General features: G+C 37.0%; 17 protein-coding genes. 4 read left to right on the top strand and 13 right to left on the bottom strand.

Annotated elements, in window-relative coordinates; genetic code table 11:
- Positions 1–226: 226 nt before the first annotated feature.
- Entirely contained in the window at positions 227–3280 is a 3054-nt protein-coding gene (locus ACQKMV_RS00875) for an S-layer homology domain-containing protein (protein WP_427501959.1), read from the bottom strand.
- Positions 3281–3790: 510 nt separating this feature from the next.
- On the opposite strand from ACQKMV_RS00875, the gene ACQKMV_RS00870 reads away from it, so the two are divergent.
- The 3 genes from ACQKMV_RS00870 to ACQKMV_RS00860 are packed head-to-tail and all read left to right on the top strand — an operon-like array spanning position 3791 to position 6721.
- On the top strand, positions 3791–4150 hold the full coding sequence (locus ACQKMV_RS00870; protein ID WP_427501958.1) for a hypothetical protein: 360 nt from the start codon (positions 3791–3793) through the stop codon (positions 4148–4150).
- Complete coding sequence (locus ACQKMV_RS00865) at positions 4105–5529, top strand: MBOAT family O-acyltransferase (protein WP_427501957.1); 1425 nt, start codon at positions 4105–4107, stop codon at positions 5527–5529. The genes ACQKMV_RS00870 and ACQKMV_RS00865 overlap by 46 nt, the downstream gene beginning before the upstream one ends.
- A gap of 10 nt (positions 5530–5539) precedes the next feature.
- Complete coding sequence (locus tag ACQKMV_RS00860) at positions 5540–6721, top strand: DHHW family protein (protein WP_427501956.1); 1182 nt, start codon at positions 5540–5542, stop codon at positions 6719–6721.
- 215 nt (positions 6722–6936) lie between these two features.
- On the opposite strand, the gene ACQKMV_RS00855 is transcribed toward ACQKMV_RS00860, so the two are convergent.
- The gene (locus ACQKMV_RS00855) at positions 6937–7941 is read right to left on the bottom strand and encodes an acyltransferase family protein (RefSeq protein WP_427501955.1); all 1005 of its coding nucleotides are present in this window, start codon (positions 7939–7941) and stop codon (positions 6937–6939) included.
- Between the two features lie 364 nt (positions 7942–8305).
- On the opposite strand from ACQKMV_RS00855, the gene ACQKMV_RS00850 reads away from it, so the two are divergent.
- Positions 8306–8593, top strand: a complete 288-nt coding sequence (locus tag ACQKMV_RS00850; protein ID WP_427501954.1) for a hypothetical protein — start codon at positions 8306–8308, stop codon at positions 8591–8593.
- Between the two features lie 139 nt (positions 8594–8732).
- Here the strand turns inward: ACQKMV_RS00850 and ACQKMV_RS00845 are convergent, their stop codons facing one another.
- The 11 genes from ACQKMV_RS00845 to ACQKMV_RS00795 form a co-directional block, all read right to left on the bottom strand.
- Positions 8733–13214: an endonuclease gene (locus ACQKMV_RS00845; protein ID WP_427501953.1), complete on the bottom strand. Its 4482-nt coding sequence runs from the start codon at positions 13212–13214 to the stop codon at positions 8733–8735.
- Positions 13215–13601: 387 nt separating this feature from the next.
- Positions 13602–13736 carry a hypothetical protein gene (locus ACQKMV_RS00840; protein WP_427501952.1) on the bottom strand — a complete coding sequence of 45 codons (135 nt, stop codon included), beginning with the start codon at positions 13734–13736 and terminating at the stop codon, positions 13602–13604.
- A 492-nt stretch (positions 13737–14228) separates the two neighbouring features.
- Complete coding sequence (locus ACQKMV_RS00835) at positions 14229–14471, bottom strand: ATPase (RefSeq protein ID WP_427501951.1); 243 nt, start codon at positions 14469–14471, stop codon at positions 14229–14231.
- A complete protein-coding gene (locus tag ACQKMV_RS00830; protein WP_427501950.1) occupies positions 14461–14745 on the bottom strand; it encodes a hypothetical protein in 285 nt (94 codons plus the stop codon). The genes ACQKMV_RS00835 and ACQKMV_RS00830 overlap by 11 nt, the downstream gene beginning before the upstream one ends.
- 41 nt (positions 14746–14786) lie before the next feature.
- A complete protein-coding gene (locus tag ACQKMV_RS00825; protein ID WP_427501949.1) occupies positions 14787–15248 on the bottom strand; it encodes a JAB domain-containing protein in 462 nt (153 codons plus the stop codon).
- A gap of 242 nt (positions 15249–15490) precedes the next feature.
- On the bottom strand, positions 15491–15646 hold the full coding sequence (locus ACQKMV_RS00820; protein ID WP_427501948.1) for a hypothetical protein: 156 nt from the start codon (positions 15644–15646) through the stop codon (positions 15491–15493).
- Between the two features lie 383 nt (positions 15647–16029).
- Positions 16030–19902 carry an S-layer homology domain-containing protein gene (locus tag ACQKMV_RS00815; protein ID WP_427501947.1) on the bottom strand — a complete coding sequence of 1291 codons (3873 nt, stop codon included), beginning with the start codon at positions 19900–19902 and terminating at the stop codon, positions 16030–16032.
- Positions 19903–20512: 610 nt separating this feature from the next.
- Complete coding sequence (locus ACQKMV_RS00810) at positions 20513–21229, bottom strand: WecB/TagA/CpsF family glycosyltransferase (protein WP_427426039.1); 717 nt, start codon at positions 21227–21229, stop codon at positions 20513–20515.
- Positions 21226–22497 carry a nucleotide sugar dehydrogenase gene (locus tag ACQKMV_RS00805; RefSeq protein ID WP_427426038.1) on the bottom strand — a complete coding sequence of 424 codons (1272 nt, stop codon included), beginning with the start codon at positions 22495–22497 and terminating at the stop codon, positions 21226–21228. Before ACQKMV_RS00805 ends, ACQKMV_RS00810 begins: the two co-directional genes overlap by 4 nt.
- A gap of 316 nt (positions 22498–22813) precedes the next feature.
- On the bottom strand, positions 22814–23770 hold the full coding sequence (locus ACQKMV_RS00800) for a nuclease-related domain-containing protein (RefSeq protein WP_427501946.1): 957 nt from the start codon (positions 23768–23770) through the stop codon (positions 22814–22816).
- Positions 23771–24135: 365 nt separating this feature from the next.
- Entirely contained in the window at positions 24136–24984 is an 849-nt protein-coding gene (locus ACQKMV_RS00795) for a flagellin (protein ID WP_427501945.1), read from the bottom strand.
- Positions 24985–25183: the final 199 nt, after the last annotated feature.

The following is a 25183-nucleotide window of genomic DNA, read 5'->3' as shown; positions in this document are numbered from 1 at the left end:
TTTTGTATTCTAGAATGTGTTGTCGAGCTTTTCTCCATGTTTTACTACAAATAGAAATAGCCCTAACATCTGTATTAAATGTTAGGGCTATAACTTCATTACATATACAAAAAATTACGGAGATTTCTCTCCATTAAAAAGCCTTGTGACCATGATGAAACAAAAAGTTTCATCTAATCACAAGGCTAAGTTACTAGTTCACTAGTTTATAGGATAATCCTTTTAATTAAGGAGCAGCTACAATTGTTACTTTTAATTCTTTTGTTGCGTTACCTACTTTAACTTTTAAAGTAGCTTTTGCTTCTTTAACATCAGATTTTAATGTTGCTGTTGCATCCGCTGTACCATTACCAGTAATTGTTAAATCCGTTACTTTTTCAGGTACGATTGTAACTGTATCTGCAGCAAGTGCTGTGATTGCTTTGTTACCGTATTGGTCAACAGTTGCAACGTTTACTACTGCAGGTGCATCACCTGTAGATTTTAAGCTTGCTACAGTTTGACCAGATACTAATGTAGCTTCTGTAATAGCTTTAGCTAGGTTGTAATCACCTTTTGCTTCTGATGCTGTAAAGAAGAAATCTTGCGTTTTTTCAGCGTCAGCTGAAACAACGAATTTTTGTTCTAAAATTTGACCAGTAGCATTAATTGTTACTTTTAATGTAAATTCTGTGTCAATTTTGTTAGCTGCTGCTGTTGTATCAGTGTTTAAAGCTGTGTCAGCAATATTTACTTTACCTGCAGATACCACTTGTGGTGCAGTTAATTTACCGCCAGTTACTGTCGCAGTATATTCGCTGTTAACAAGTGCTACTTTACCACCGTTTAGTAAACCGTTAACTGTAATTTCTTTTTCTGCTCCTGCTTTTGTTTTACCAATTTCAGCAATTTCATAACCGTTGTATTCTGTACCATCAGTTACTTGTACTTTTACTTCTACAGCAGAATCAATTGTGCCATTTGGAGTTTTAAGTGCCACATTTAATGTTGCAGTACCGTTTTTATGAGCAGTTACTTCATTTGCTGCATTTACTGATACTACATCTGAAGTTCCAACTAATGTTACTGTTACAGGTGCATCAGAGTTTTTCATTTCACGACCATATTGGTCTTCAATGATTAAGTGGTCTTTTGCTGTAATTGTAACTGGAGATTTAAAAGTTGAAATTACTAAAGGTTTTTTAAGTCCACGAACAACAGTTGGTTTTGCTGTTGCTTTAACATCTACAGTAATAGTAGCAACTTTATAAGTTGAAGTTTGGAATACTAATGCTTGTGTTCCAGCCGCTCCAAATGTTGTTTTGTAGTATACTTGACCATCTTTTACTTCAAGAGCTGATTCAGGAACAGTAGTACCACCAACTTTAATACCTTTGTTAGCATCCGCTAACACTTTTTTGTTAGTGATTACATTGCCTTCTTTATCAGTAACTGTTAATGGGATTAATGTAGATTCCCCAGCAACTGCGATTTCTGGTTGAGAAACAGAGATTGCATTAGTTGTAGAAGTTTCTGCAACTTTAACAGTATATTTAGCTGATTGACCGTTAGTTGTTGAAATTAATAATACATCAGTATCACCAGCTTTTAAGATAGATGATAATGCAACTACTAATTTATCTTTATCGCCAATTTTAACTTTTGAAACAGTGTTAGCGATTGTTAAGTTTGTTGTGTTTGTGTTTGTAATTACTAAACCAGTTGCTTTAGCAGGGTCAGTAATTTCTTTTCCGTATTGATCTTTAAGATTTAATACGATATACGCATCAGAAGCTTTAGAAGCATCATTTAAAGCTACTTCTTCACCTTTAGCGTTATAAACACCAGCTACTTCAATAGAAGAAACTGTAGATTCAGCAGATAATTTTACAGTTTTTGAAACTGATGTACCTGTAGCAGAATCAAATAATACTACTGGTACTAAATCGCCGATTTTTTTGCCTTCAACAACAGCACCTGATAATTTAACTACACCTTTAGCTGAATCAGCAACTACAGTTGTGTTAGCATTATCATTTGTTTTTAAAGAAGTTGTTTTTGTAATATCTGTACCATATTGGTCTTTAACTACATAACCAACAGTTGCAGTAGTACCAGCATCGAAAGTACCGTCAGTTTTAACGGCTTTGTCAACTACAGCTACTTCGTCTAAGATTTCAATTGAAGTTACTTTTTGAGCTTCAATTTTAACATCGCTAGTTAATACTTTTTCAGTTAAACCAGATACGTTTACAGTGTAGTCAGCTGCTTGGAAGTTTGTAGCACCTACTAATTGAACTGATTTTTTGTCTGCAGCCCAAACAAGAGTTACGTTTTGTTTGAAAGTACCGCGTAATAATTCAACTGCAGCTTTAGAAGTATCTTCTACAGCTTTATTGAATTTAACTTCGATTGTTTTAGCGTTAATAGCTTTTACTGATTCTAATTTAGCTTCAGTTACTTTATATGTAACTACAGCTGAATAAGATTTACCTTCAATTTCGAAGTCTACTTTAGTTTCTTTGTTTTCTGGAAGAGCAGTTTCTAATTTTACAGTATGTTTTGTATCATCAGAAAGTGTTACTTCTAATGTAGTTGCATCTACAACTTTAGCTTCTTTAACAGTTAAAGTTGCTTCTTCACCGATGTTTGTAATTGTACGGTTTAAGAATGATGCAAATTGACCGCGTGTTAATGTGTTTTTAGGATTGAACTGTTTTACGTTTGTAAGACCAGCATATTCTAACGCGATGATTGCTTCACGATTTTCTGTAGCTGTAGCTTTGTCTAAATCAGTGATTGTAGTTTTGAAGTCAGATTCTTTGTAATCTGCTACTAAATCTACGTTGTAAACAGTTTTGATAGCACGTACTAAAACAACCGCCATTTGCTCACGGTTCATGTTATTAGTGTACATTAATTGGTTATTTGAGCCTTTGAATACGCCAGCATCTTTAACAAGTGCTGCATATTTTAATAACTCTTTGTCAGATGTTGTTGTTGGTAAATCAGTGAAACGAGCTGCTGTATCATAGTCTGCAGGAACTTCGTAGTTTTCTGATACTAACCATTTCCCTAAGAATTTTGTTACATTACCACGAGTAACAACAGCGTTCGGTTTGAATGTACCATCTGGGTAACCAGATACGATTTTAGCGTCTGCTAATGCTAAAATAGCCTCCTTATGGTCACTTTTTTCAATATCAGAAAAGCTTGCTGCGCTTGCTGCTGGTACGATTGCTGATGCTACTAGAGCTGCTGACGCTGCGCCGACAACCCATTTACTATATTTTTGTTTCATATGAAAGAACCTCCTAGATAAATTAGCCATCCTATGACTACTAATTCATTATAAGATTACTAGTTAATAAATTTCAAAGTGCAATATCTGGAATGAAAAATGTGGTAACTCCTTATTCCCAAAGGGTTTATAACCATATTTTATATATTTTTAATGATGTCTTCCATCCTCAAAATTAACATACAAACCTTACTGCCGTAAGGAAAATATACCATACTACCCATGTCATTTTTACCATCCATCTTTTCGACAAAATTCGACTTTTAACCAAAAATTGATAAAAAACCATTAGTGAACAATTCGTGAATTTACGTTACAATAAGGTAGGTAATTTATTCTTGTATTTCCTTGATTATATTAGAATTTTCTAGAAGTTTTGCAGATTATCAGTTATTTTGGCGATTTCTTAGGCAATTGTCATTAAAATTACTGTTCTGGAGCTGACTCACAATTTTTAATCAGCGACGATTGCTATGCTTTTGTTGGTAATTTTTTATATTAGTTTTTTCGATGTTAACAGCGATTTTTGGCTTTTTATCAGCGATTTTCGCGATGTTATCAGCGATACTTTGCACTTTATCAGCGATTCTTTGCACTTTATCAGCGGTTTTCGCGATGTTATCAGCGATTCTTTACACTTTATCAGCGATTTTCGCGATGTTATCAGCGATTCTCGGCACTTTATCAGCGATTTTCGCGATGTTATCAGCGATACTTTGCACTTTATCAGCGGTTTTCATATTGCAATCAGCGATCTCAGCAGTTACCAGTGATCTTCACGATACTATCAGCAAACAATTATTTAGAGATGAGGATTTGAAGGTATGGTTTTTAGTAGCCTTATATTTTTATATGTCTTTTTACCATTAGTGCTTATTGTGTACTTCATCTCTCCGAAGATGTTACGCAACACAATTCTACTTTTGGCCAGCCTGTTCTTTTATGCATGGGGTGAACCGAAGTATGTACTATTAATGATGATTTCCATTTTGCTTAACTATATTTTGGGGATTGTCATTGAAAATACAGTTTCGCAGTCTAAACGAAAAGCGTTACTTTGGCTTGTTATTGTGAGTAACTTGGCCATCCTAGGCTATTACAAATATGCCGGCTTTTTCGTGGACATTATTAACAACTATTTGGATAAGCCAATTGAATGGGAGGCTGTACCGCTTCCGATCGGTATTTCATTCTATACGTTCCAAGCACTTAGTTATGTGATCGATGTTTATCGAAGGGACGTAAAGGCACAGCGCAATTTTTTAGATTTATCACTTTTCATTACACTGTTTCCACAGCTTGTGGCTGGACCGATCGTTCGTTATCAAACGGTTGCCGAACAAATCAAAAAGCGATTCTCTACAGCAGAAGATTGGATGATTGGTACACGTCGCTTTGTACAGGGGTTAGCTAAAAAGGTACTTATTGCGAATCCGATGGGTGAAGTTGCCGACCAGGTTTTCAGTTTATCAGGTGGAGATTTAACAACAGGTACTGCTTGGATTGGGATCTTATCTTACGCGTTACAAATCTATTTTGACTTCTCTGGTTATAGTGATATGGCTATTGGTTTAGCGCGAATTTTCGGCTTCCATTTTGAAGAGAACTTTAACTATCCATACATTGCACAGTCCGTAACAGACTTCTGGCGTCGCTGGCATATTTCACTCAGCAGCTGGTTTAGAGATTATGTCTACTTCCCACTTGGAGGTAGTCGTGTTAGCCACGAATGGAAACTATATCGAAATTTATTAATTGTTTGGACGTTAACGGGCTTTTGGCACGGGGCGAGCTGGACATTTATGGCATGGGGTTTTTATTACGGAATATTAATATGCCTTGAAAAATGGGTGCTTTTAAAATGGTTAGAACGTATACCTCGTTTCTTACGCCATATTTATATTCTTGTTATCGTTATGATCGGTTGGGTATTCTTTAGAGCGAATGACTTTACATATGCCTTTAGTTTTATCAAAACGATGTTCGGGCTTTCCGATGCGGCGCTGTACAATTATGAAACGATTTTGCTTGCGAAGGACTATGCCGTGTATTTTGTTGTAGCAATCATATTCGCTATGCCAATTTATAGACTTTATCAAACATGGAGCGAGCAAAAAGCGATGACTTCCCTGTCATTTGATTGGAGTCTACGCCTTGTACAAACAATTTACTATGGGGCATTGTTGCTCTTTATCACGATGTTTTTAGTGAACGCAACACATAATCCATTCATTTACTTTAGATTCTAGGTGGGACAATATGCGAAAAATACAAATGTATCTATTACCAATAACCTTTTTTTGCATCATTTTCGGTGGATTCGTCGTGCATATATTAACGGTGGATCGTCCACAATCTGAAATGGAGAACCGTCCGTTAGAATCTGCAAACCTTTCACCGAGCCTACAGGAGATCTTTTCTGGGGCATGGTCGAAACAGGTAGAAACATATATTTCCGATCAATTTCCTGCACGTGATACTTGGATGCGCAACTATGTTTACTTCCAACGTGCAATGGGGAAAACCTATTTAAACGATAAATACGCTGTTGATGATAAAAGCGGCTGGATTATTTCCAAGCCCGCTGAAGCAAAATCTGATGAAGAGCTTGCTTCCTTCGCCTCTGATTTACAAAAGCTAAGCGAAGGACTAGCTGAAAAAAATATACCGTTTACGTTTTACTCACTACCAGCAAAGGCGACTTACTCACGTGAACCAAGTCCAAGCTATATGCCCGATGACGCTGGAATTGCCAATAATGCACGCCTCCATGAGCTTGTGACCGCTGCGGGCGTAGACAATGTTCGTCTCTATGATGAAATGAAGAACGACTTTTCTGCTGAACGTAACTTCTTCAAAACCGATCATCACTGGACAATACGCGGTGCATACTCAGGCTATCAGGCGCTAATTAAAACAATGAATGAGCGACTTGGTGAATCGATTAAGCCAATTCCATACGATGAAGCCAATACTTATTGCTTAACAAATAAGTTTGCTGGCTCATGGAATAAAATTTTGTACATGACCGTCGATAACCACGATCAAATTTGCTATAATGAGCCTGCTTCATTCGCAACGCAATTTACAATTTACGACGGTACAATTGAAGGTGGCGTCACGGCTCCGTACGACGCAGTATACGGCCGTGCAAAAAAAATGAATCCTGATGCAGTTGTTAACTATGCCGATGCCTATAGCCGAGACTTTGCAGAGCTCACAATTGTAAACAAACACTATGACAGCGATAAACATATCGTCGTAATCAAAGATTCATACTTTAACACTATTCAATTTCATGTTGCAAGTCACTTTAAAGAGCTGACGATTTTAGACTTACGTTACTTGAAAAAAGATATAATTCCTTATTTACAAAGCATGCACCCAGACTACGTCGTGCTTGCTTACAATGACCGCAATTTAAAATTGATGCCGGAGTAGAGATGGTGCATATATGGACTTCTAACGGCGGGATCGTTGGTATAACCGGCGATATTGTATCTCTAGCAGCGGATTTGTGATGCTAGCGGCGATACTCTAATCTTTAGCGGCGCAATCCGCTTTGCTACCGCCGATACTTCAATCTTGCACTTCTCTATGCTACTGGCAATACAAAAAAGCAGTGATTTCTCTAATTGAAGAAATCACTGCTTTTCCTATGTGGCACGCTTTTTTATTTTCCCAACTACCCATTGACTATATGGAAGCATAGAAATCAGCTTCGTCACCGTAATGCAAATGACTATCGTCCACAGCATTAGCAATGGTACTCGGACTAGCGTACTATTAAAATGCTCCACAAACCATCCTGTTGATAGACGCAGAACCTCCCAATGAATGAGATAGATCATAAACGCATATCGACTAACCACTTGGACCGTTTTCATATTAGGTATCGACTGTCCCCAAGCAATTACCAACAAAGTAATACTTATAACAAGTGGTACTAAATCAAGTCGTCTCGAATGCGTCTCTGTATAACCGAGCAGCATACGTATGTATAAAAAGACAGCGGATAACACAAACAACACAATCGTCGCGTAACGATACTTTTTCGCAAGCGCAGCAATCTGCGTATAATACACACCCATCACATAAGCTATGGCAAGATAGCCAAGCCAGCCCGTAAAGAGTAAACGAAACATTATAGTATTCTCTTCAAAAAATGGATATGGCAATGCAATCACTGAATGATGAATAAGCGTAATCATCACACATAACGGTAAAAACCAAGCCATAGACCACTTAAAACGTTTCATCAACACAAAAACTATGTATAACTGCATAATGACCACAACAAACCAGCCTACAAACTCACTATAAACGATATTGCGCACAAACTTTTCCCATAATAAGCCCTTGTCGAAAATTAACTCCACAAGTACTGAATCAAGCAATGCCCATATTAAATAAGGTAGAAAAATATATTGAATTCTATTCGACCAAAAGTTACTCGGTAATTTATCCTGATAACGATTCGCCAAAATTAACATAGACAACAAAATAAACGTCGGCGTCGCATAACACAGCGCAATCCTTAAAAACAAATAAAACGTCTGCTCCGGTATTGCCCCAACCTCCATAATAATCCACGAAGAAGTGTGCAATAATAAAATAGACAAACACGCTACCACACGTAGTAAATCCCACTCTTTAATCACTTAACATTCTCCTAGTATCTTTATATCTCCATTAAGTCTGTCATAATTTGTCGATGAATTCAATGCCGATACTTGTAATCTAATTTTCTATGCTATAATGGGAGGAATTATAATCAATTATGCCTCGGCATAATTGCGTCCGGAATCGGCTTTGTGCTTAGGCCTGCACGATGCAGGTCAGTTAGCCGTTATCGCATGGATGCGATGATCTTACGCTAACATCCTCTAAGAGTTCCTTTCCGATTCCATGACATCTGCCGGAGGCTTTAACTTCTTTCAGCGGATGTTTGGACACCCGCTGAAAGAAGTTAAAGAGAGATAGATTAACAAAATAGATACATTTAACAGAAGAGAGGTGAAATCGATGGAGGAAGTTTTAAGCGAATTAAAGCAAATCAATCAACGTCTTGATTCCATTGAGAATCGTCTTGAGTCAGTGGAATGCCGTCTTGAGTCGGTTGAAAATCGTCTTGAAGTAGTAGAGTTTGAGCAACAACAAATCAAACAAGCTGTTTTAGAAACGAATGAAAAAGTAAACCGACTAGCAGTTATTCAAGAAAGCCAGCACCGCATTATTGAACTACTATCAGCCCGCTCGATCCAGCATGAGGCAGAGTTGAAAAGAATGAGTGATCTACAAGTTGTTGTTTAAAAAGTTCCTTCATAAAATTTCGCATAAACAAACGCCACTTCAAATTAAACTTTGAAGTGGCGTTTTAGGTACTCTTCTATATTAATAAGGTGGAAAGTAATATCACAAGTTTAAGTCACCATGTTAATAGAACTTTCCATCACCAAATCTTCTCCACCCATTCAGGATGATCTATAAACGGATTTCGATTTCCTTGAATTTCGTAAATTCTTTCATTTCTTTGTTTTTCATATTCATCTACAGGATCTTGCTTGTGCCATTGTAAAAGAACAGAAAGTTTACCGTGGTAAGGAGCTGTTCCATTATTAACTTTGTCATTTAATTCAAGATCCACCTTATCTCCAGCTTCATAGCGAGTGGCCATATATAATAGTATACGTGCTACATCACCTTTTACGCGATTAGGTGGTTCGAATGAATCTGAATCTTTCAAGCAACCATTACAGCCAGCCACTGGACTGCCACCATTGTCAAAGTCTAAATTCCCTCTTGAGCTATTAACTTGTACATCGGTTGGGCGTAAGTGATGGATATCTGTTCCGGGTCCATTGCTTGTCCCAAAGTTACCATGTGACTTTGCCCACGTATGCTCTCGGTTCCAGTTCCCTACATTACCACCACTGTTTGTTTTTGGACTAGATTTACCAGAGTAAAATAAAATGACATTACTAGGATTAGAAGGATCTTCATCTGTATACTTCAATGCATCCCAAACATCATCATAAGAAAGTACCTTTTGTTCAGAAATGATATCATGAAGAACCTTTTTTAGTGCTTGGCCTTCCTTGTTATAAGCACCTGCATAATAATCATTAGCAATCACTGTAACACTGAAACTTGTAGTGACACTTTTCTTTCCATCAAATGCTGTAACGCCAACAATATGACTACCCGCTTCTAAATTAAGCGTTAAAACCTTTCCATTGATAGTGCCTTTTGTAGCAGTAAATGAAAGTTCATCACCATCAGGATCAGAAAAATGATTTGTTAAATCAATTTTAATTTCTTCTCCTACAGCTACAGTTTTGTTTGAAATCGGATTTTGAATTATTGGTTGATTGTTTTCTGCAGGCACAGATGGATCCACAATGGGTTTCCCCTTCGAATTTGTAAATTTAATTTGCTCAGGAGCTGCACCCTTTGTATATATGATCGATTTTAAATCTAAATTTTCAGCGCCTCTTATTGCACTGACTTTTGCACCTTCAATTGTGAGTGTTTTCACGCTAGTGCCTTTAAGGTCAATAATCATCCCTGCTTTCGCTGGGCTAAGAATAACATCAGTTGTCTTAAAGCCTTCTCCATGTAGCTCCGCATAGGCACCTTTAAGGAACACGCCTTTTGGAATAACAGATTGAGCATCTAAATGCACTGCCACACTAGGTTTATTTATTGTCAATTTGTTTGTTTTGAAGTTCTTATAGTCATATACTATTTCAGGCTGAATCGGTTCAACAGTTGGTTTATTAACATCTATTTGAACCATTACAGGATCATGGTCACTTGCACGGCCAGCCATGTCCGTAAAATCTGCATTAATATGAAGAATATCAACATCCGTTTTCTCTGCCAGATTGTTTGAAACTAAAATATGATCTAATACTTGTGAATTCCCTTGAAATACATATGTGTAACGATCAGAAGCATCCACTTTATTAATCATATTTGTCATCTGTTGCCCTTCATGGATTTTAAGAGCATCAGCAAATTGATAATCATTAAAATCACCTAAAGAAACAATATTTGCATCTGGATTTTTTGATTTAATGTCCCCAACAAAATTAGAAACAATGTTGGCGATTTTTTTACGTTGCACTTCACTTCCATACTGTGGAGGTTGAATCGCCCCAAATAAAGGCGTATCTCCAGTTTTAGAATTCCAATGATTTGCAATAACAATTACATCTTCACCTTGGAATTCAAATTGTGCTGCTAAAGGTTTGCGGCTACTTTTAAACGCGTCATTTGCTGGATCAATACGACCAGGATTCAGTGTTAATTTCCCATCTTGATAACCAACAGCTGTTGTAGCATCCCCTGCCGGAATACCTTCCTTTAACTTAACTCGCTCTGGGTTATAAAGGAAGCCAACTCGAATATTTGCATCCGGTGCTCCACCATCTTGATTGTTGATTGGATCAATATTAACATACTGATACTCGACACCACCTACACCTTTAATAGCGTCAATTAATCTTTGATAACTTTGATCCGCTTTGGAATCACCTGGAGACGGCCCGTTATTATCCTGCACCTCTGTTACACCAACAATATCAGGGCTGCCCATATCAATACCAATTGCCCTTGCTAGTTTTTTCGCTTTATCATCAGTAGTAGAAGTTTTGTTATTAGAGAAGTTCTCCAAATTATACGAGGCAATTGTTAACTTATCTTCTGCCTTTACTATTTTTGTTGTCTCTGGCGATGTATCTCCTTTTTCATACGCAGCCTTCATCTCATCTAAAGAAGCATAGATTTTAAAGTTTTGATAGGAATAGCCTACAATTCCTGTAATTGGCCCTTTAAATTTATCACCTGTAGCAACCTCAAAATCACGTGCAGCTCCATTCGGTTCTAATCGGAATTGAATTTTATTTGGATTTGCATTTTCTTTCTCATACAATACCCCACCGTGAAGTGTGTTTGTTGATTCATCCTCAAGTACTGTTACTAAATCTCCATGCTCCTGTGGCGCTACCGCTTTCACGTTGCCAACTTCTACTCTCATACCTTCGATACTTTCCCAAAAATCAATAGCGTCGATTGTTGGATTAAAAATGCCAAGCTGATCACTGTCAATTTTACTAAAAGACATTTTTAACTTATCGATTCCAATTGCTTTTGGTAATGCAACACTACTTTTAATGACTTCTACTTTTCCATCTTGATCGTCACGCACATTTATCTGTGTTGTTTTTAAATCTGTTTGCTGCCTGTCATCATAGCCATCGTATGCATATTCGCTTACTTTACCTTTAACAGATACTAAATCCCCTACCTTAATTGGCCATGGTTTCTTTCCACTGTACAGAAAAATTCCTTCAGAAGTATTCGGATCATTATCGATTAATTCATCTGGCGTTTGAATCGTATAATACCAATTATTATTTAACGTAAATGAATACGTTACAATTCCTTCAATTCCTTCAACTGTCTTACCATCAAATGTAGAAGCATGCCCTGCACCTTGAATATCATGAATTTGTAATTTATCGGTAATGCTATAATCAAATGTAGTGATATCACTAAATGTGCCATCTTCCGCTTTAACTATAGTTTTTAAAATAGTATTTTTGCTAATCTCAATTGGTGTCTCATATTTAAGACTTTTATCGGTTGGCTCCGTACCATCTAAAGTGTAATATATCTCTGCATCTGCTGTCGGTGTTGTTAAAGTAACTGTTGTCTTACCAACAAACGTTCCACTTTCAGGAGATGCACTAGCAGGCTTCAGTGCTGAACTATCTGCTACAATATCTGCTTTTGATCGAGGAATCACTTGGTAGTCTTTATCAAACTGTTGAACAATACCAGTAATAGATTCATAGTTTGTACCAACATTTAAGCCAAGCGAATTTGTTTCATCTCGAACAAGGAAATTCGTTCCGTCACTTGCAGTAAAGTTTGCCCATCCAGCCCCTTGTTGAACATCTGTAAGAGTAACATTTTTCACTGTTACTAGCTGTGATTCACTATCTTCATTTACTTGAGCACCTGTTACAACCTTTGGAGAAGGTACACCGGCATTTTCAACTTTTTCAACGATTGTAGCACCATCTAATTGTAGTAATCCACGATAGTCAGCTAACTTACCTTTTAAAGTAACTTCATCACCAATAGACATAGCTAAATTAGTAGGTCTTACGGCAATACCACCTGTATCATCTTGGACCGAGAACGTATTTTTCAAGCCCGCTGCAACTTTACCTTTAATAGTAACTGTTTCACCCAGACCTTTATTCCGAGCATCTCCAATTGAGAGAACTACCGGTGCTTCGGGGTCAACAGGATCAACAGGTCCACCTGAATCGGTATCCATTACGTGTTGGCCTAAATTGGATGAATCATCTATCGGATATGAATTCCATTCCAATGCTGCGTTAAAAGAATCATCAATAATTGTATCACCAGACAAGACCGAACTCTTTCTTACTAAAGTTACATCTTTAGCAAAATCTGCTGAAGAACCAACTTGTCCAATGGAATCAACTATTTCACCAGATTTCCTTAATACGACTGGATCATTTCCATTGAAATTAATAACATTTATGTTTTCTAGATTTCCTTTTGCTTTAATGTTTGGATTTGCATCTTTATGATATAAAACATACGTAGCACCGCTTTCTAGATTACCTGTCAGATTCACTTTATTTTTCGCGGTAGTTTCTCCGTTCGTATGAAGCTCTAAAGTATAATTACTTAAATCTACAGCGACACCTGTTCCATTATATATTTCAATTGCTTTATTAAAGGAACTTCCCTCAATATACTCTGAAATGATTAAATCCTTTGCAACTGTTTCAGCTTTTACAGTGAGAGGTGCTATTGGTGCGGCAACACTTGCGACTAGAGTTGTTGCTAAAAAGGCATTTATCTGCTTCTTCCAATTCTTCTTTGACATCCAGTCAATTCTCCTTTCGATTTTAAGAATGATAGTTTTTTAAAATGCAAAAGATAAGATCATTTTCGTATGCAGGGTTATCATCATACTCAATATGCGTTAAAACATATTTACCCACTACATATATATGTAAACATATTATTGTTAATGCCTTATTAATTATTTATCTATTTATTGTTAGTAATAGTATTATATGTGTAAATTATTATTATTTTTATATCAAAAGATAATGTTTATTTGCATATAAAGATTTTCATAAAAAATGCATGAGATCGTTTATATTGAACTCATGCATCTATTAAACAATCCATTCCTGCTATAAAGCGTTGTAATACTTTCATTATCTTAAACTCCTATTATTACTTAAATAACCCCCGATTCTTTTAGTTAATGGAAATCTATTGATGGACAAATCAAATGATCCAAAATATCAATACCGATGATTTCTGGATCAACATCCTTTTCTAATAAGTAATTTTGAAACATCCGTACATCTGTCGTATAGCTTTCAATTGTTTTCACCGCTTTCCCTTCTTCATACTAGCCATTTCTTGAATAGCATTAATATTAAAATTTCCATTTCATCACCTCAAAAAAGAAGCAACAGTCTTTTGACCATTACTTCAAATTACTTCCCTGCAAGAGGAATATTACCACCTAACAAATAATCCTAATTTACAACGCCTACAACGTTTATCTGTTAATAAACACGAACATATTTTTACCATACTTAATCTCCTTCAATAATTTCTTTTGCACTAATATTACTACAGCTATCACTACAGTTACCGCTAGTTGTTTCCATAGATTCATCTACTTCACCTCCTTTCAAATATAATCTTTTGAACTCTCACGACAGTTATATAATAATGTCATAACTTTTTAGGCACACAAAAATAGCACATGCTATGTATCGCATGCACTTCTCATTTTCTATGTCATTGGTAAATACTAATGTCGTTAGATTTTCATTATAAATGTCGTCAGTTTAATGAAATACCTCATTCAATCTGACTATTTTGCGACAACCAATTTTTCTAAATATGCAATGTAATGACGAAAGATACCATGAAGTTTTACATCTTGAATTTGATTAACTAAATAAAGTATTTCATAAGCTTCTATCGTTATTTCTTCCACAATATCGAATGGTTCCAGTGGTGCCACTAGAAATTTACCGTAATAACCGACGACATTCTTTTCTCTGTAGTAGGTATCACCATTCACTTGTATTTTCACACATTTTCTAACGTACATCTTCACTGCCTCCAAAAACATTGGGAATTAATTCACCATTTACTAACCATACTTCATACGATGGTAATCCGATCTCATCACGGGACACAGATAAATACAGATAATAATTACCCTCTGCATCTGTATAATCTACTGAAGTTGTCATTATAGGTTCTAATAGTGGTGCAAGTATTTCAGTAGGAATTAGTATTTCATCGATTTCCTCTTTCTCAAACTGTAGTGATTCATAACCAACTTCATTTACTGAAATTGTCTTCCCTATTAACCTATTCATTCCTTCGTTGTAATGCTTCCATCCTCTAAACCTCCTTTCACTTACATGTAACCCAATTTTTTTAGTGAACGGAAACCTTTTGATGTGCAAATCAAATGATCCAATACATCAATTCCAATGATTTCTCCTGCTTCTACAATTCTTTCCGTTATAGCAATATCTTCAGGTGAAGGTGTACTGTCATCTGATGGATGATTGTAGAAGTCTAAAATGCATGTGCTGTTTGAAAGGATTGCAGCTTTCATAACATCGCTAGGTTGGACAATGCTGATATTGATGGAACCAATGTGTACGATTTGAAAACAGTTGATTTCGTTACAAGTGCTTAGACAAGCGATAGCGAACACTTCTCTGTCACTATCCCCGACTATCCCTTGAAATATTTTGTAGGCATCATGAGGTGAACGAATACGTCTTTCTTTGTAAAGCATCGTTTTCTCTCGCACTAACTTTCTCTGTACAATGTCTACACGATTTATTGGGATATGACGTTTTTCTTCCATGTGAATTCCTCCTAAGTTAATGTGACTAAATAAAATAACCCTAACTCCAAAAAGGAATTAGGGCTGATATAGGTCTATACAATTATATGATATATGCTTAGTTTTCTATTTATAGCGATTTATAAGCAAAGAAAAGCTCTATGAAGATTTCTCCTCATTGAGACATTTATGATTCTGTAATCCATCCAATCATATAATTGTAAGAATAGAACCTGAATCGTGTGAGTACCAGATACCTAGTACTATCTAGAAACTATTGCACCTAAAGTTAATACAGTTGCTGCTAGTGCTGATTGAGTAACTGTGACTACTTTCGATCCTGATATAATTGAAACTGTACCTAATACATTTGGAGTTAAGTTACGTGCTAAAACAATAGTTGCCGCTGTTACCTTCATCACTTCAGCATTATTTTTATTACTTTACAACTAAATCTCTTGATTGTACAACGCTTCAATTGTTGCAAATTCCTTGTCCTGCTTACTCCCATAACATTCGACAAATTTAAACCAACTAAGACAAAAGTCACGATACTGGCAGTATATATCTCCTAACACGTTTAGTAAGTCTTATTTTTTCCACCCTTTATTAATATAATCCATTTATATATAGCCATCATACTATAAACAAATCATCCTATGGAGCGAAAACTTCCGTTTCTTATTGTTAATACTAAAGTAAAAACCCTACATGATGTGAATCTCATGTAGGGTTCTTCTATATTCTAACGTCGTATTAGTTTCTAAGAATCTAATAGCCTGTTAGTTTCAAGTCGTTACTATTATTTTGTAACTGTTGCTGATAAAGTTGCTGAAGTTGTTCCAGCTGTAACTTGAGTAATAGTAATTACGTTAGAAGTTGGTGTTGCTTGTGTAACAGTATAATCCGGACCAAATGCTGCAGGTGTTCCAGTTAATGCTGCTACGATATTAGCAACTGTTGCTGCAGAAGTAGCGCCTACAACAAATTGGTTAGCAGTAGGTGTTCCAGTTACTGCAGTCAATTCTTTAGTTACACCATTAAATACTACTTTTACTTTTTCACCAGCTACTACGTTAGAAGTTAAAGCAACTTCCCACTTAGCTGGAGTAGCTGCTACATTAGTTGGATTAACAGTAGTTGCTGTAGTTGCAAATCCTGCAGTCGTTCCTGCTGCTGCACCAATAACGATAGTGTCTGAATCAGTTTTTGCTGTGATTTTCACAGTTTGGCCTACTACTGTCGCAACGCTTGGGAATTGAGCATTAATAGCTGCTGCCACGATTGCTGCATTGTCTTCTGCTGTTGCTAAAGCAACACCATCAGGAATAGTTACAGATTTAGTAACTCCGCCAATAGTAAAGTCAACTGTATCTGTTACCATTGCAGTACCTGCAGATACTGTAGTTGTAGTATGTGTTGCTGCTACTTTTGAAGCTGGAGCAGATGGTGTTGCAGTAGCAGTATTAAAAGCACCCACCACTGTATTTAACGTAGCTGTAGCTGTGCGTGTTACTGAAGAACCAGTTGTATTACGAACATCTTCATAAGTTGCTGTAATTACACCGTCAGATAAAACAGCTAATTGTGCAGTTGTTAATGTAGCTGCGAATTCACCAGTATTCACACCAGTTTCAGTAGCAGTTAATGTATAAACAACTGTGCCTGAAGTTACTTTAACTGTTGTAGTGTCAGCTACTGTTGCATTAGCATTTAAGTCAGCATCTTTTACAGTAATTGTTTGGTTTGCACTTGCATTAAATGATGCGTTAGTAAATGCAATTGTACCATCAGTTGGCGCTACAGCTGTTGGTTCCGCTACTGCAGGAGTACCAGTAGTATTAAAGCTTACAATGTAGAATTGTATTTCATTGTCTACTACTTTATAAGTTACTGTAACTGAACCAGCAGTATGATTTTGTAATTGAGCAATGAAATCATCAGCTGTTGTGATTGGCGTACTTCCAAGTCCGAAGTATTTGTAAGTTTTACCAGATTCACCAGCGTATTTAACTGCATTTTTACCATTGAAAGTAATTGTTTTCTTAGCTGTATTGAAGTATTGAACAGTACCTGTATAGTTAGTTCCAACTTCTGTGCTGTTACCAAATGTAGCAGTTAAACCAGCAGCTGTTACATATTTATTGAAGTCACGTGCATCTGTTGTTGCACCGTTATCACCACTTGCATCGAAGTTGTTAGCTGTAACGAATGATGGTGTTACAACTACAGTAGCTGCTTTACCATTTGGAGCAGTTTCAACTGTGAATGCTGCGTTTGCAACTGAAGCTACATCTGCAGTAATTGTGATGCTACCATATTCTTCAATTTTGAATTTTGTATTAGATTGATTATTTTGGTCACGGTAAGCAATTGGAGTTGTAACTTCAATTGGTTGACCACTTGTGTTACGGATTTCGTAAGTCATTTTACCTTGTAAACGATCTAATGCTTCACCACTTTGGTTTGTAAGAGCAAATGCATAGTTTGCAATGCCATCTTTACTTACATTTTGGTTTGAAGTTTTACCTTCAACTGTGAACTCAGCGCCAATTACACGCTCATATTGGAAGTTAGAAATTGGAGCTTTGAAGAATGGCTCACCATCTTCAAGTACACCAGTTTGGTTGTTTTGAGAAGTGTTTTGGTCAATCCATACTAATGGAGTTCCAACTTCACCTTTTGCTCCGTAAAGAAGTACTGTTGCTTCACCTTTTGAGTCTAATTTAACTTGACCTTGTTGACCGTTAGCGCCAGTTTTTAAAGTTAATGCTGTGCTATCATCAACATTTTTAAACATAGCTTTTGAGTTTGTATTTAAGTTGCGATCAAGTACTTCGTCAAGACCGATGTTTACAAGACCGTTAGCGTATGGCTTACCATCTTTGTCAAGCACTTTTAGTTTGTATTCGCGACCGTTAAATTTATTACCATATTGAGCTGCTGCTTCTTCTTCACCGTCACGAGTTACAGTGATTTGGTGGTTTAATTGAGCACCTTCGAATTTAACTTGAGCTGCAGTAGCTGTTAATTCAGTTGCTTCCCATTTTTTGTTTGCAGTAGCAGGTTGTGTAACTCCATTAGTTCCAGTTACAGTAGAAACTCCTAATACAGAGCTTGAACCATCAACGAAAACGTAAGGTGTTACAGCAGTGTTTGTACCAGAAACTACGAATGTAGCTTGACCGTTTGAATCAGTTGTTACTTTAATTTCTTCTACTAAACCTGTAGTAGTTTGGTATGGAGTTACTGTTAAACCAGTTGCTGGGTTTGTAACAGTAGCTTTTGAAATAGCGTTAAATGCAACATTTGTGTTTTCTACAAATGATACGTTTAAAGCACGGTTGCTAAGTGCAGCACCAGTTTTAGGATCTTTGAATGTTACTTTGTAAATTTTCTTAACACCGTTAGCTTGAACGTTACCAGCAGTAACTTCTTCAAGAGTTAAGATGTTCTCAACGCCCCAGTACACAGTACCGAATGCACGTAATTGAGGAGCTCCTGTTGGGTAAACAGTTACATCATCAGCGTCTGGTGCATATTGAGTGTAAGAATAAGAAGCAATACCTTCTGCGTTTGTTACTACTTCTACTACAGAGTCTTTGTTTAATGATCCAGTTGGAGCATCAATGTTGAAAGTTACAGGGATACCAGCAGTTTTTACGCCAACATCAGCAGTAAGAGTTACTTGGTTACCAACTTTACCTTGTGTATTAGTAGTTTTTAATACGATAGATTTTGGTACTACAGCTTCGATACCTTTGAATTTACCGATTTCTTCAGCGTTAAGAGATACAGTGTACTCTTTGTCAGCTTTTTGTGGTGCAGTAGTTAAAACAACAACTTTTTTGTTTGTTTGTTTAATTGCTGCGTTTTTAATTTCTAAATCTTTGATTTCGAATTTAAGACCATCTACGTTATCTTGCTCTTCGTCAAATGTTACTTCAACAGTTGTGTTGTTGATAGCTTTAACAGAAGCGTTTACGTCTGTTGTAGCATCAATGTTGATTGTACGGTATAAGAATGAAGCGAATTGACCGCGAGTGATAGAGTTAGCTGGGTTGAATGCTTTACCTGGTAGAGTAGCAGCATTTGTTAGTTCAGCATATTCTAAAGCAGTGATAGCTTCACGTTGTTCAGCAGAGAAAGCTTTGTCTAAGTCAGAGATTTCGCTCTTGAATTTATCAGCTTTGTATTCTTTAACTAGATCTAATTCATAGATTTCGTTGATTGCACGAACTAAAACAACTGCCATTTGTTGACGTTGCATAGTTTGAGTGTAGTTTAAGTTGCCGTTTGAACCAGCGAATACGCCTGCATCTTTAGCAAGTGCAGCATATTTTACTAATTCTTTTTCAGCTGTTAATGGAAGATCGTTGAAGCGTTGTTTTGTATCCCAGTCAGCTGGAGCTTCAAAGCCTTCAGACTCTAACCAACGGCCTAATAATTTAACTACTTGACCACGGTTGATAGTTTGGTTTGGTTTGAATGTGCCGTCAGCGTATCCATTGATGATACCTGCATCAGCAAGAGCGTTGATAGCTTCTTCGTGAGAATTGCCCTTTACATCTGTGAATCCTGCTGCAGAAGCAACTGGTACGATAGCAGATGCTACTAATGTAGCTGTAGCAGCTGTTGCTACGAATTTTTTGTATTTCTTTGGTTGGTTAGCCATAGAAAAATTTCCTCCTCTAAGTTCATAAATTATGTCTCTACTACAAATACATAGAAATGCAGTAAATAAACAACTACACATAAAAGTATAGTTGTATCCCTAAAAGTTGTCAATCATATTTTGGGAAAGTTTCTAATTCATTTCCGGAAAAACATGGACATGCAACTCTCTTTTACCATTGTTATCTATTTTCGCTGATTTTTCAAGTGATATTACACATCTTTTCCAACAAGAATATGGAATGCAAACCTTAAATGTTCAAAGTTTTTACAATCATATCCAATTATAGGTTTTATATATATTTTTAGTGGTATTAAAATTGGTAATCTTATTTACTTCTATGGAAATTATAGTGGCTTAAATTTGAAGGTGTTCCGGTGAATTATTGAGGGATCTTTGGACAATGTAGTCTATGTTTTTAGACTCTCTAAGAGTAGAATAATATTTTTATACACGAAAAAAGCTCAAGCATATAAATGCTTGAGCTTTTTTCGCTTGGGCTACCAACCGTTGTTTCCTTGCAGGGAATTCTATTTATTTCATAGAGGAAATTCCTATACACATACAGTCTAACACTTTCAATATAAAACAACAATACCATTTTTAAAAATTATTGCCGTTTCTGCCTTGCCACTTCCAATAAAAATAATGGAAGAGCGATTTGACGCTTGATACGCTTCGGTTCTTTCATTAAACGATAAAACCATTCAAGGCCAAATTTTTGGAAAATCTCCGGTGCTCGTTTAACTGTACCTGCAAGCACATCGAATGATCCACCCACTCCTTGATAAATGGTTGGATGCAATTGATCGCGATTTGCATTAATCCAGTTTTCTTGTTTTGGGCTTCCCATTGCTACAAAAAGTAAATCAGGTTGTGCTTCATTAATGCGGTCAAGTACCTTCTGTTCGTCCTTTTCATAGCCGTCCTGTGTGCCAGCAATTTTAATAGAAGGAAATAATGATTCTAGCTTTGCTTTTGCTGCATCTGCTACACCTGGTTTCCCTCCATAAAGGAAAATAGGCTTGCCACGTTTTGCCGCTTCCTCGCAAAGCTTCATCATCATATCGACGCCTGTAACACGTTCACGAATTTGCCCTTTTTGAATTTTGGAAGCAAGAATAACCCCAATGCCATCTGGAATTTGAAATTCCGCTTCGTTAAGCAGCTTCTTTAAAGCAGGGTCTTCTTTTGCTTTGATAATCTTTTCTGGATTGATGGCAACAACGAGCGCCTTTTGTTTTGTTTCAATACGCTCGAATGCCATCTCCATTAATTCATCGTAGCCTTCCGTATTGACATTGATGCCAAGTACTGTTTCTTTCATCGGTTTTTCGCATCTCCTAAAAGGTGGAACTGGAAGCCTGCTTCTTCCCAATTATCGCGTTTTAAGCAGTTTTTCGTATCGAAAACGATTTTTGATTTCGCTGTAATTTCTGCTGCGTTTAATGCTTTGAATTCATTATGATCCGTTAGAACAACAATGATATCTGCATCTTTTGTAGCTTCTTCTAAGCTTTGTGTTTGTGTAGCATGTTTGTTTTCTTTAATGTGTGGATCGTAAGAAATAACTTCTAATCCAAGGTTTTGTAACTCGTCAATAACGATTGTAGATGGACTTTCGCGCATGTCATCTACGTTTCCTTTGAAGGCTAGTCCAAGTACAGCTACTTTGCCACCAGCAATTTTGTTTTGATTTAAGATTGCTTGTGTTTTTTGTGCTGTGAAGCTTGGCATACTATCATTTGTATTACGAGATAAGTGAATAAGTTGTGCTGTCTCGCCACCTAGCTCAACTAGGAACCAAGGGTCAACCGCGATACAGTGACCACCTACACCAGGACCTGGGAAGTGAACATTTACACGTGGGTGATAGTTCGCAAACTTAATGGCTTCCCAAATGTTTACGTCTAGCTTCTCTGCTAATTTTGCAAGCTCATTGGCAAACGCAATGTTTACATCACGGTAAGTGTTTTCCATTACTTTTACTAACTCAGCTGTTGTTGCATCTGTAAGGTGGATTGTTCCATTCACAAATGTTTGATAAAGCTCTTTTGTCATTTGCGCAGACTTCTCATCAATACCACCAACGATACGGTCGTTGTTCACTAGTTCTTCAAAAATACGACCAGGAATAACACGCTCTGGTGAATGTGCTACAAATAAATCTACACCAAACTCAAGATTTGCCTTGATCAACTCTGGTAGCATAATGTTCTCTACAGTTTTCGGTGGTACTGTCGATTCAAGAATGACAAGGTCACCTTTTTTCACGAATGGCACGATAGAAGCCGTAGCTTGACGTACATATTCTAAATTCGCTGTATTATCAGGATTAATTGGCGACGGAACAGCAACGATGAACACGTCCGCTTCCTGTGGTGTCGTTGACGCCGTTAAGAAACCTTCATCAACCGCTTTGTTCAGGCGCTCCTGCAATCCATTTTCTTCAATATGAAGTTTTTTCTCTTGAATACTTTTTACTGCTGCTGGGTTTACGTCCACCCCATGTACTTTTATGCCGTGGTTGGCAAACATTACAGCCGTTGGTAATCCGATATAACCAAGTCCAACGACACAAATTGATTTCGTCATTCTCTATTCTTCCTTCCGTTTCAAAAACGAGTAGTTATATTATATGTTCTTTAAATGCATGATGCATTTTTGTTCTGCATTATAGTATACATCTTTCAAGGGAAAGTGTGAATCAATTTGTTATTTCAAAGCTGTTTTCTGTGTCCGATTAGCAAAAGTTTTGTTGGTTAGCGGCGGAATTGAGCGTGTTTATCAGCGGTTTCTGGGATTTATCAGCGATTATAATGATTTTATCAGCGATTCTCAGGGTTTATCAGCGATGTTCAGAAGTTTATCAGCGATGTTCAGAAGTTTATCAGCGATTATGCTGGTTTTATCAGCGATTCATATATAAACCAGACAATTTGTACCTTGAATTTTTATTAGATCCACTACGTGGTAACTGTAATTTTTGTAATATACGTTTTGCAACATGCTCGCTTTCAATCATCAAAAAATCCCGACATTCACGGTTCGTTATCGTCTCACCGACAAGCATAGAATAATCTTTTAGCGACTGTATATGAGCATCGCGACATCGATGTTGACACATCTGACAATGCCAACCTATTTTCAATTTCTCCATCCCAAACCCACCACAGTTTTCACAATAAACACCCCGCCGCAAAGCAGAGGCATCAATTTGATAGTATTGGCAAAGTGGAAATGGCGTTCTGTTACGCAAATGTGACAAAATAATGTTTTTGATTTCTGCCATTGTTGTCGTCTCTTTACTTTTCTCTAAATGTTTATGCAGAAATATCGGTAGCTCTTTTGCCATTAAAATTGGCAATCGTCCTTCCTCTCGATGTATATTTACATTATTAAAAGGAAAAACAACCGCTCCATAAATAGGTATCGAAACATTTTGGGTGTCTAAGAAATGTTTCATACCTTGAATATACTGTTCAAGCTGAATTTCAGGATGCGTAAAAACGTGAACCTCTCCAGAATCCGATGTACGAATGAGCTGGCGGGGGTCATTTTTTAAATGTACCGTTCCTCGTATATTTTTAATTTCTAATAGAATAATAGCGTTAGGGACAATGAGTAAAATATCAATTTGCATGGGTAAAGCAGAGGGAAGTGTTACATTGTGGAGAATGTAGCAATCATTGAGTAGTGCCATTTGCTGTAGTTCCTTCATAACATACTGCTCACCAAAATCACCAGCTTCTTTATTTTTAAGTTCCTGCTGAAAATTTTGATATTGTGGGTGCGTGGGGTGCAACCGAGTCACAAGTGCTTGAAGTCCTTTAGTCAACGGGGATGGTGCGAAGGATTTTATGATCAATCAATTCTCTCCTTTTCTATTGAAATTTTGTTAGGTTTATTAGCTATTTTCGAATCCTTCCAGCGATTATAGCACATTTAACAGCGGTTTTGCGATTTAATCAACGGTTTATTGTTTTTTATCGGCGTTTGTTCCACTTTTATCAGCGATGTTCTCTTCTTTATCAGCGATTGTTGCACTCTTATCAGCGATGTTCTCTTCTTTATCAGCGATTATTGCACTTTTATCAGCGATAGTCTCTTTTTATCAGCGATTACTCCACTTTTATCAGCGGTTCTCACTTCTCTATCAAGGATTGCCTCGCTTTTATCGCGGCTTTCACTTTTTATCAGCACTTCAATCCAAACTAAAAAAAGGAATCGCCTTTAGTATCGGGGATTCCTCGTTGTTCCGCTTTCGAGTAGTTTTAGGATTGATTGTGCTTGTTGCATGTGTATTGCTAGTACGTATTGGCTTGCCTGCATTAAAATTTGTGCCTTAACCATATTCATCATTTCTTTCGCGATATCTGCATCGCGAATGCGAGATTCGGCGTCTTGTAAGTTTTCTGCCGTGTTTACGTTCGCATTGTATGCGTGCTCTAGGCGATTTTGGTAGGCACCTAGTCTTGAGCGCTCGCTTGAAACACTTTTTAAAGCCTCGTCCATTGTGGAGATCGCTTTATTGGCATCCTCACGAGTTGCAATGGATGTGTTAGCGTCCAAGCCAAGTGCTCCAGCACCCATATCGTTAATAAACAGTTCGATGCTTTGACCTGAGTTGGCACCTGCCTGAATTTTAATACCGTTTGCAGCATAATCCCCATTTAGTAATGTCTTTGTATTAAACTCAGTGTCCTTCGAGATGCGCTGAATTTCTTTTTTTAATTCCTGAAATTCCAAATCGAGTTTCTTACGATCACTATCCGTTAATGTGTCGTTGGACGCCTGGACTGCGAGCTCGCGCATGCGCTGAATCATATCATGTGTTTCATTTAGTGCACCCTCAGCTGTTTGAACAAGTGAAATACCATCCTGAATATTTTTCGCCCCCATGTTCAGTCCGCGAATTTGCGCCCGCATTTTTTCAGAAATTGCAAGTCCTGCTGGATCATCCGCAGCGCTATTGATGCGGTAGCCTGAGGATATTCGAAGCATGGCCTTGTTCATTGCACTGTAATGTCTATTCATATTATTTAAAATTGACAACCCCGTTGCTGACCATTTTCCTAGCATAATTTCACCACCCCTATTGTTATTTATATCGGTCTACGTTCTATTTTTTTAAGTCTATATTGGTAATGTATTCTAATTTAATAGGTTATATATAGTAATGATTTTTAATTCATTTTTACAATCAAGACTTTGTACCCATATATATAAAAGCACCCGCTTCTCACATGTGAAAAGTAGGTGCTTAATTGAAATACCGTGT

Origin of the sequence: Lysinibacillus sp. NPDC094403 (assembly GCF_050278745.1) — a bacterium.
Taxonomy (GTDB): Bacteria; Bacillota; Bacilli; order Bacillales_A; family Planococcaceae; genus Lysinibacillus.
This window is presented reverse-complemented; position numbering and strand designations above follow the sequence as displayed.